Consider the following 753-nt stretch of genomic DNA (forward strand, 5'->3'; position numbering starts at 1 on the left):
TCGCATGAGGTGGAGTTATTTGATGAATGCCTTTGGTATGAGCCTTACCGTGACATGGGTATTGTAACCTTGGAAGAGCCCAAGATCGAAAATGACATACCAAAAGCATTACAGCAATTGGAGGGGTTAGTAGAACGTGTTCTAGAAGACAAAAAGTTTCCCTTTATTTTTGGAGGAGAGCATTCGATCACTGTCGGCTCTATCCGCCCGTTTGTTAAACGATGTCCTAATTTAGTAATTTTGCATTTTGATGCGCATGCAGATTTGCGCGATGGATACCATGGCGAGCATTTTTCTCATGCCTCGACAATTCGGCGTTGTTTAGATCATCCGAATATCGAAGTTGTTTCAGCTGGCATTCGAAATATTTCTGCGGAGGAAATTTCTTTTTTTGAAGCTAATCAAAAACGAATTCATATTTATTGGGCAAAAGATAAGAAAAATTGGGACATAAAAAAAATTATTGCTCCCTTAAAAAACCGTCCTATTTATCTCACATTTGACGTGGATGGATTTGATGCAAGTTTAATGCCTGCCACTGGAACGCCGGAGCCAGGTGGATTATTTTGGAATGATGCGCTCGAAATTATTGCTGCAGCGAGCCAGGTGGGGACTATTGTTGGCGCTGATATTAATGAATTAGCGCCCATTCCTTATTTTCACAGTTGTAATTTTTTAGCAGCTAAACTGGCTTATAAAATTCTTTCTCTAGCCTTCGTTTAGGGGAAACGTCCTGTTTTTCCCTCACTTTTT

At 40.2% G+C, this 753-nt stretch carries 1 protein-coding gene; it reads left to right on the forward strand.

What is annotated here, in order from left to right:
- On the forward strand, positions 1-723 hold a 723-nt coding region (locus tag B1F79_RS01950; RefSeq protein ID WP_251365775.1), incomplete at its 5' end, for an agmatinase family protein.
- Between the last annotated feature and the right edge of the window lie 30 nt (positions 724-753).

It is taken from the genome of Coxiella-like endosymbiont of Rhipicephalus sanguineus, from assembly GCF_018687865.1.